The sequence below is a fragment of the Varibaculum sp. genome (genome assembly GCF_008661855.1).
Classification (GTDB): Bacteria; Actinomycetota; Actinomycetes; order Actinomycetales; family Actinomycetaceae; genus Varibaculum; species Varibaculum timonense_A.
The window spans coordinates 35,206-44,650 of sequence record NZ_RPZY01000004.1 but is presented as its reverse complement, the minus strand read 5'-3'; the positions used below and the strand labels follow the sequence as shown (position 1 = coordinate 44,650).

The window sequence follows — 9,445 nt, the reverse complement described above, 5'->3', positions numbered from 1 at the left end:
TATATAGAAAATGCAGCCATAATCATAGTTTTTATGGTAATAAAACTTATGTATCGTCGCTTTGCTACCAATTTCTTTCAAGGGGATGATTTCTTCGGAATTAGTGTCGTAAAGCTTTTCTTTGACTATGATTCCATCTCTAATCGTTGGTATATTCAATCCCGATTCGGGAAAACGCGTTCATTTTATTGTGCGTTCTTCGTAGGATCTGTGCTGTGTACCTTGGGTATCATTGTCGCGATTAAAGCCTATCCCGAACTGCCTGCCTTTGGAGCAATTTGTTTCCCCCTATTTGGAACCATAGTGTTGGGGGAACTTTATTATGCCTTACATGGTTTAACCGATGATGAAGTTAAGGATTCTCTCTACGGGGAATCGGAAGAAAACAGACACGTTTCTAACTATTCTGCCCTACGGGCAATCTATCGCAAGCTTTTTCCCGAGCGGATTCTCGATGATGGTATTGAGCTGAGTAGCCCCGTAACTTCTGAGAGTTTTAATGCCATTTATAAATTAAGAAAATCTGATGATGAAACTGAACGAACCTACGGGGAGTATTTTGATCGTCTCAAGAAACAAGGCATTGACATAGATGAAAACCTCATGTTAGCGGGTTTGAATCTTCTGAAAGGAAAAAGCTGCCTCTTTTGTACGCCTTTTTATCATGATTTAACTTCCTACGTTTCTTTTTCATGCTACGTGCGCTTATTAGAAGGCGGAAAATGTCTGATAATTGTGGGGCGCGATGCTAATGCCAGCGATATTGCTAACTGGATTAACCAAGGTTTAGAGGATATATCTGGAATCCCGAATCTATGGTCAGTGGGGGTAATCGGAGAGATACCCGTGGATAATCTTGACGTAGGGGTATTACGGGCGGCTGATTTACACCGCTACCAAGTGCTGGCAGCCCATAATGAGTTTTTATCAAGGGTAGAAATAGTCTTATTAAGCGAACCTTCTAAGATAGTTGCTACTTCCCAACTGGGCTTAGGGGTGCTTGCTGCGCAAGTGTCTCAGAAACATACTCCAGTATTTGCGGCTTTTGACCGTAATGCTGATGGCTTGGTTGATACCCTCTCTCATGTTCTTAAAACCAATTTCACCTCGGTTATAGCCACTCAACCTAATCGAGGTAGCAGTTCAGATGTGGTTTGGGCTGGGCAAGGGGAACGCTTGATTCCGCGAATTATCCCGGGTGTGGTGCGCGATCTGGGTATGGGTACGGAACTTGCTGCCGTTGCGATGAAATATAACGTTGAAAAAATTGGTTGGGTAGGTGGGCAAAACTACCCGGTACTAGATATGAGTTGGATTGCCGGGCAGTATGCAGAACCGATAACGAGCTATGCAGAAATGCCTCATTCCCAGCAGGCTTTTCAAGATTCCTTTTTGCCGCTTCCTAACCCTCCAGCGCTCAAGCAAAAAAAGCACTCCTTCTTGATAGTAGAAGATGAAATAGCAAATGTGCATGAGTCATTACGCTTATATGGTTCACGTAGTACGTTTAACGGATTTGTAAACCTAATCAGTCAAGACTATTTACTGCGCGACTATATGGCTGATAACCGTAGGATGTTCCACGCAGATCGCAAGGCAATTCCGACAATAGTTTCAGACTATTCGCGTTCTACCCGTAGTACAGTGTTACGTCTTTTACTGGAGTTGGTTACTTTTTCAGTTCCTCTCGAGTCGATTGTAAAAGATTTAGAGTTATCCGGATGTATCGAAAAGAATCTTTCCTTAAAGCTAAATACTGAGAAAACTAAAGAGGACGATAGCGGTTTTGATGATATTGGTGAGCCTTTAGCGATTACTCGCTTACGGGAAATGATGTCCCGCTATTTCCAAGTAGCCGAAGATAGCATCATATTTGAGGTCACAAAAACTCCTAAGGAGGAAGCAGGAAAATTTCTTCTTTCCTACCGGCTTGCCGATATCACTGTTTTCTCTCACGTCCTTAACGGTTTACATACTTCTTATTTCGTGGTTGAGGATGAACGGTGCGAACAGAACTATATTTCCGCCTGTTTAAGTGGGCATGTAGCTCAGTGTGTTTTACCTGGTCAGTTCCTTACTTATGGGGGTAAGTATTATCAGGTGCAAGCCATTGAGGTGGGTAATGCCAGACAGGTGGTGTTAAGGCGGGCAGCCGATCATGTGGAGGGCAGACCCGCCTACCGTCCGCTGCTAGACTTTACGATTTCTAATATTCGTCCTCAAGGGGCAAGCTATTCCCATCTCAGTGGCAGTCCTTTAAGGATTCAGCGGATGATAGTGGAGGTTAAAGCACTTACTAAAGGATATTTGGACTTGCCGAGCCGCTCAGATTTAACGCATATGCGCAGAGTGGATTTGCCCGATTTACCTACGCGTTCTTATGTGGATAAACAAGTTTTATGCCTTAAATGTCCGGGGGTTGATCCTAAAGTTAGAGCTAGTCTAGCGGTGTTACTAAATGAGCTTTTTGTTAGTATTTTCCCTGATTCTCACCAGTTTTTATGGGCGAGCACTGCCTATCCAGGTGACGAATTCGAGGGATTGTTGCCAGAGTTTACTCTTGCCCAGGCTTGGGCAGCTAGCTCGGTAGAGAACCCCTCTGAAAAGGAAAAAGAAACCGAAGAGGGGATTAGGTCTATATCTGAAGGAATCTACATTATCGAAGATAGTGATATTGATTTAGGTTTGCTGGAGGCTTTTGAACGTAACTGGGAGCGGTTCTTCAATATCCTTTCTGATTATCTATTGTGGCTAACTACTCCGGTTGAATCGGAAGGTACTGAAGTTAAACCTGAAGATGTAACCATTAGCTTCCCTGGTGAAAGCATGGAAGAAGTGCAGGCTCGACAAAAGCGCAAAGAGAAGGAATCACAAAGGGCGCTCGATAAAGAATTGCCATTCTGGAGGCGATTTAAAGAGTTTATTAAATACCTGTTGCGACGCAAACATATTAAGCTACCTACAGATCCGATTGAGGGGAAAGATAAACCGACCAAACTCACTTTGGGGCAGCGAATTAAACTATGGTTTAAGCGTTTATTTGGTAGAGGAAAGACCGGAGCGGACAACTCCCAAAATCCACTTTCCCCTGATTTTACTGAGGGCGATTATAGCGCGGTAGAGCCGGAAAATCTGCGTGAACCAGCAGATGAAGCGATAACGCCAGAGGGAGATTCTGTGGATACCGGTGACCGAGCTGAGGAGCTAGCAGAAGATGAGGCGGCAACGATTGGGACTAGCCCCGGCGCTGAGGAAACTTCCGTCAAGGAGGGCAAGCCTAAGGTAAAACTCGTTCCCGATATGGAACCGGTGGTGATAAAGGTGGATGGCAAAACTAATAAAGCAGAGGTAGTGACCTCTGATTTAGAAAAACCTGATTCGTCCTCCGGTAAGGATAGTGAAGATTCTAGTGAACAGGTCGCTGAGGTATCGCCGGTAACCGAGGGGGAGAGCTCTGATGATGATGATGATAGCACTGCTGGTAGTAAAGGTGGGGAGGTAGAAACAGATGCGTAGCAGCTATTTAGACTATTCCGGTTCGCTCGCGGGACAGACCATAGATATTTCTGGTGTCGCGGATTTTCTGGGTTTAGCTGGTTTTAACGACTCTCCTTTTACTAGAACCAGATTGGGCGATCCGGTTAATGCCCCAAATATACAAATCGGGGAAGAGGGAACGAATTACTGTGATTTTTGTATGACTCCTTTAATGGGGGGAGATTTTGAGCGCCTGGCTGATGGTCGAGAGAGATGTATGCGCTGCTCCGAAACCGCCATCTCTACTCGCGACCAATTCGTCGCCCTATTCATGCGGGCTAAGAAACAGATGGAGTTGGTTTTCGAGATAGATATTGCAGTAGCTATGCAGGTCTCTATGGTTAATGCTCGGGAGATTGCCAAGGGCAGTGGGGAAACTTTTGAAGCAACTCCTGGGTTTGATGGTCGGACATTAGGATATGCGGTAAAGTCGTCTGCCGGATATTCGCTTCATGTTGAAAATGGGGCTCCTGCTTTGGCCTTGCTGGGTACTACTATTCATGAACTGACCCATATTTGGCAGTACATAAACTGGGATCGTGCCTCTATAGAGAGAGTCTACGGAAAAGATAAAACCTTGTGCGTTTATGAGGGGATGGCTACTTGGGCGCAGATTCAATATCTCTATTCCACTCATGCCACAGCTTATGCGCAACGCGAGGAGGCTTACACCGAAAAGCGGAGTGACGAATATGGTGTTGGTTTTCGGGCTTTTCGGGAAAAGTATTCTATGTGCCGTGATGGGGTTCTTAGGGGGAAGACTCCTTTTAAGCTAACCTGGCCGCTCTAAAATAGTTGGCAAAGAATCTGCTGGTGCTGAGCCTTTTAGTTATTAACTTGGTATTGCTGCCTATGGTGTCAGAGCAGTAGCTATTAACACCTGGGACACTAAACCTGCACGAGTACGGGCAGTCCGTAGTTCGGACATTACCTAGCTATTTTTGTAAGTAAGGTAAAGCTAAGGTTAATGTTTTGTTGTCTCTAAGAGGAGGCTGCAGCCCAAATTCCCGTGCTGCCCACCCCACCACCAGCAACGGTGGCATGAACGAAAGGAATTACAATAATGAAAATCAATAAAATGATTAGAGCGAGCCTACTTGGTCTCTGTTTGAGCTTGTCCTACCCCTGTATCGCTCATGCGTCATCATCTGATACTACATCAAACTTGATAGGGAAAAGCGAAAAGTCCTCATTAATGTTTGAGCTAGTAAACAAGACGCCTGGTACTAACTATAGTGACATGAAGCGTGCTATTGAAACTGTTACCTATCAACGTTTCTGAGTTTAAAAATGAAAAGCAGAATATGTCTAAGGGTGGCTATGGCGCTTATGGTATTATCCCTTGCAACCCCGCTTTTGAGCGCCTGTTCTAAAAATAGTTCAGATACCCAGGTTGATTTAGATAGTTACCAATGGGCTATTTTCACGAGTACCTATCGAAACACGGGAATATTACCCAGCCCTAGCAGTGGATACGCAATCTTTGTTCGCGACGATGGTAGTTACGATTTAGTTTCGCATTCGGGAATGGATTCAGGAGAGATTTCCTGGACGCAACAGGGTGTTCATTATGCTGATACTAACGGTGAGCACTGGATTACGAAACAGGGAACTACCTCAGTTAAGGGCAACCGGATTGACCTGATGGATGGTCTGGTGACGCTCAGTGACGGTTTGACGCGCGTTGGAGTCTACAATGGAGGGAGGTGGGGCAAAAAATATCATGAAGAGGTTGTGGTATCCCGACCGGGTTCTAGCGTCCATCACAAGTTAGAAACAGTCGGTTTCTATCCAATGATTTCAGCCTGTGGTGATAATGTATATACCGCCTATTCCAAGGCATCGGAAGTCAGTAATGGGCGTTTCATATTCGATCAGATTGTTGATAAAGGAGCAGTGAAACATCGGAATTTGAATACCCAAAGTATGCCTTCTTCCGAATTCTCTTTTTACGCTAATGACGCTCCCTGTGCTCAAAATCGAATCTATTTTATAGGATCGTTTACTATTTATGATGGGGCAAAGCCAACAGGAGATACCAAGCTAGCACCTCATATGGGTCGGTGCCCAGGGGGCGGAGAGGACGAATGTGCTCTTGCACTCGTGGTTGCTGACGCAAACACAGGGCGACTTAATTGGCTACCTGTCGTTAATGAAAATGGTTCCTCTGAAAAGTTTTCGTCCGAGAGTGCCTCTGAAGTCGGACTTGATGCGCACTCGCTGAACGAAAAGGGAAAACTAATATGGATTAGCGGTTACGGCGTTCTTTATGAAACCAATGTGGAAAATGGGAAAACCACGGTTCTTAACGACGCATTACGCAAGGAAAAACAAAGTGAGGACTCCAAGTTTATCTATCACTTTTCCTCCGATAAAAACACCGTTACCGTACTGGTCGAAGATAGCCGTGATTCCTTCGCTGCGCCCCGTATTGTAGTTTTTGATAAAAGTTCAGGAAAAATTATCAAGAATGTCCAGATTAAAGGGTTGAAAGGGAAAATATCGGATTCGCAAGTGATAAGAGATATAGCCAGTAATCCCCAATAATAAACTTGCTATCGGTTGCTTAAATAGCTTAAGCAACCGATAGCGACTATTAAATACTGCTAAAAGCCATATTTTTAAGGTATCTTAGCGGCTAGTGTGAAAGATTTACCGAGAGTTCATACTGATCTCCTCGATAAAGTCCATCGGTAATCTCTATCGGGTTATTTTTCATGTCACAACCCAGTATTTGCAGTTGGAAACAGCAAATATCCGATTTGATTTCTAAGGCGGCTCTTTCTGCGGCATCAGCATGACGGGTACGGACACTTAAAGACCTTAAGGAAGGTTTATTCTGGTACTGCTTATCTAAAATATCGTAAAGAGATTGTTCTAGATTATTACCCAGCAGTCCAGGGTAAAGGTGAGCAGGAAGAATTACTTGTTCGATGCCCACCGGAATGTTATCTCCTAGGCGAATGCGTTTAATGCAGTAAACAAAGGTTTCGGAGTCTATTTGCAGTTTTTCGCTTTCAGATTCACTTGGAGGACGCATCGCTGCTTCCAGCAGCTTAGATCCGGGAACTCTGCCTTGAGAGCGCATACATTCGCTAAAGGATTGGGAGGTAGCGCTCTTTAATACTCGCGGTTCCGTAACGAAAGTACCGCTGCCTCGAACAGAGCGTAGCCGTCCTCCCTTTTGTAGAAACTGTAAAGCTTGCCGTACGGTCATGGCGCTGACCTGGAATTGTGTTGCTAGCTCCCGTTCAGTGGGGAGACGGTCTCCCGGCTGCGCCTGGTCGATTAAATCGGAGAGTTTTTCGATGATAATCTCGTATTTTTTCATTTCTTTAGGTGAGGGGTAAGGGAATTTAATTGTGTCTCTTCGAGCCGGGACGCCGGGTAAGCGAGCGCCGACTCAAGCTAAAGCATTGACTAGCTCTCTTCGTAGGCTAACTCTTAAAACAGATTTTTGTGGCATTTTAATGAATATGGCAGATAACTGAGATACCTAGATTGCACTCAGCAAGTTGCAATCAACATTATTGCTCTAGAGTTATTGATTAAACCTAGTGTTATGCTAGGCTGGTTTGGTCGCTGAGATTCAATGAGATGTACGGCAGTGATGGAGCTAGCCGATTTCGTTTAAATCCAGGGACATTACTTGAGGGGATAGTAAAATCTAAAAGAGGAGAAAACCATGAGTGCGTCCTATAAACCAATCGCACCAGCGAATAAGGTAACAAGTAAACGAGTAATTTGGGCAACTTTCGTGATTGCTCTCGGAGGGTTACTTTTCGGTTATGACAGCGGAGTCATCTCTGGCGCTCTACCCTCAATGACAAAAGATTTTGACCTGGACGCTATTCATTCAGGAATGGTGGTTAGCTCCCTGGTAGTAGGGGCAGCCATTGGGGCCCTCAGTGCCGGGAGAATATCTGATCGATTCGGCAGACGACCGGTATTAATTGCGGCATCAGCAATCTTCGTATTGGGGGCAATTATTGCGGCTTTTGCCCCCAATGTACCGATAATGATTGTGGCGCGGGTGATTCTCGGATTAGGGGTTGGTACTGCTTCCAATATCGTTCCGGTGTTTATCTCGGAACTAGCTCCCGCCCATATTCGCGGACGCTTAGTAGCCCTAAACCAGCTGATGATTGTCACCGGAATTATGCTGGCCTATATAGCGAACTATGCACTACACGGCGTAAGTCATGATTGGCGCTGGATGTTCGGGATTTCGATAGCTCCGGCGCTGCTATTTGGGATCGGTATCATCACTCTTTCGGAGTCGCCGCGTTGGCTGGCATTAGATGGGCAGCTCGATAAGGCGCGGCAGGTTCTGCAAAGCGTTCGGGAAAGTCAAAATGTAGAGGACGAGCTAAGCGAAATTAAGGCTTCGATTGGTGGGGAACAAGGAAACGTAGGTTTTCGCGCCTTGGGGGAGCGCCGCTTGCGCCGAGTATTAATCGCCGGAATCGGCCTGCAGATTCTAGGACAACTAACCGGCGTGAACGCGGTGGTATTCTATGCCCCCACTATTTTTAAAGGAGCAGGTCTAGGCGATAGTAGCGCAATTCTAGCTACCGTAGGTATGGGGGCAATCAATATTGTTGCCACCTTTATCGGTATGGCGTTAGTAGACAAGATTGGGCGTACCCGGCTACTGGCCAGTGGCTCTTTCCTAATGACCATCTTCCTAGCTGGGTTGGCGATTGATTTAGCTATAGGCGGTCAGGGAACTACCAGTGCAATTATTGGTTTAATTTGCGTATTTGGATATATCGCGGCAGTTGCCTCCACCTTAAATGTGGTAGTGTTCATTATCGCTTCCGAGCTTTACCCCCTGAGCGTTCGCGGTACCGCCATGAGCTTAACTATCGGCGTGAACTGGACCATGAGCTTTATTGTCTCCCTTACTTTCCTTAGCCTATTTGAAACCTTCGGTGGTCCGGGAACTTTCGGGGTTTATGCGCTAACCTCCGCTGTACTGGGGATTTTCGCGTTGAAAGTTATCCCGGAAACCAAAGGAAAAACCCTAGAAGAAATTGAACGCGACTACGCCAGCTAACGCGCAAAAAGTTAAGGTAATTACTATGGAAAAGACAATTCCGGAAGGTCAGATGCTGGCCTATACCATGGCGGGATCTGCAGATAGTTCACTGATTATCGCTACCCACGGGGTTACCGATAATGCGTCCTCGTTAGCTAGCCTGCAAAAATACTGGTCAAACGATTACCGCGTAGCCTGTGTAGACGCGCGCGGGCATGGGCTGTCTCCTCGTTTTAGCCGCGAAGCCCTGCTTGACCCGCTAGCTACCGAAGTCGCCGATATGATATGCACGATTGAGCACCTTAATGCTGGCGAGCCCGCTATACTAATCGGGCACTCAATGGGGGCAGCGGTGATGAGCGCGGTAGCGTTCTGGCGACCAGATTTAGTTAAAGCCTTGATTTTGGAAGAACCTGCCTGGCTAACCCCACAGCAGGCTACCCAATACAAAGAAGGCGCAGCGGAGCTGGTGAAACGAATTAAATGGATGCGAGCCGAAATGGTCGCGGCATTAGCAGAAAACCGCAAAGACTATTCCAGCTGGTCGCTCGCGGAAGCCTCTGGCTGGTTACAGGGGAAACTGCAAGTCGATTTAGATTTTGTTGCCCTCGGCGAAGTTAGCCCGCGGCAGTCATGGGAGCAGATTGCCTGCTCACTCAATATGCCGACCTTGCTCATTACCTCCGATGGTGAGGACGTGTTGATAGGACCGCAACGGCTAAAAGAAATCGAAAACCTGGGCAACCATAACTTAAAGACGGTGATTCTTCCGGGAACCCGTCACTGCGTACGCCGTGAAAAAGAAGCCGAGTTCTATGCGCTTTGTGACGATTTATTGGCTAGTCTAGATTATTAGAGTTTCAATGG

6 protein-coding genes are annotated in these 9,445 nt (G+C 46.1%); 5 read left to right on the top strand and 1 reads right to left on the bottom strand.

All coding sequences use genetic code 11. From position 1 onward, the window contains the following. The 3 genes from QZT94_RS00325 to QZT94_RS00315 all read left to right on the top strand — a co-directional run. A partial coding sequence (locus QZT94_RS00325; RefSeq protein WP_296773079.1) for a hypothetical protein occupies window positions 1–3,516 on the top strand: 3,516 nt, incomplete at its 5' end. Beyond that, window positions 3,509–4,327 carry a hypothetical protein gene (locus QZT94_RS00320; RefSeq protein WP_072509873.1) on the top strand — a complete coding sequence of 273 codons (819 nt, stop codon included), beginning with the start codon at window positions 3,509–3,511 and terminating at the stop codon, window positions 4,325–4,327. The genes QZT94_RS00325 and QZT94_RS00320, both read left to right, overlap by 8 nt. A gap of 530 nt (window positions 4,328–4,857) precedes the next feature. Beyond that, window positions 4,858–6,084 carry a hypothetical protein gene (locus tag QZT94_RS00315; protein ID WP_072509872.1) on the top strand — a complete coding sequence of 409 codons (1,227 nt, stop codon included), beginning with the start codon at window positions 4,858–4,860 and terminating at the stop codon, window positions 6,082–6,084. A 91-nt stretch (window positions 6,085–6,175) separates the two neighbouring features. Here the strand turns inward: QZT94_RS00315 and QZT94_RS00310 are convergent, their stop codons facing one another. Further along, window positions 6,176–6,868 (bottom strand): GntR family transcriptional regulator, encoded by a 693-nt coding sequence (locus QZT94_RS00310; RefSeq protein ID WP_270625321.1) that lies wholly within the window; start codon window positions 6,866–6,868, stop codon window positions 6,176–6,178. Between the two features lie 354 nt (window positions 6,869–7,222). Here QZT94_RS00310 and QZT94_RS00305 point away from each other — a divergent pair, with 354 nt between their 5' ends. Together QZT94_RS00305 and QZT94_RS00300 are read left to right on the top strand one after the other, a co-directional pair. After that, complete coding sequence (locus QZT94_RS00305; RefSeq protein ID WP_079985885.1) at window positions 7,223–8,596, top strand: sugar porter family MFS transporter; 1,374 nt, start codon at window positions 7,223–7,225, stop codon at window positions 8,594–8,596. Between the two features lie 25 nt (window positions 8,597–8,621). Beyond that, window positions 8,622–9,434, top strand: a complete 813-nt coding sequence (locus QZT94_RS00300; protein WP_296762130.1) for an alpha/beta hydrolase — start codon at window positions 8,622–8,624, stop codon at window positions 9,432–9,434. The last annotated feature ends 11 nt before the right edge of the window (window positions 9,435–9,445 follow it).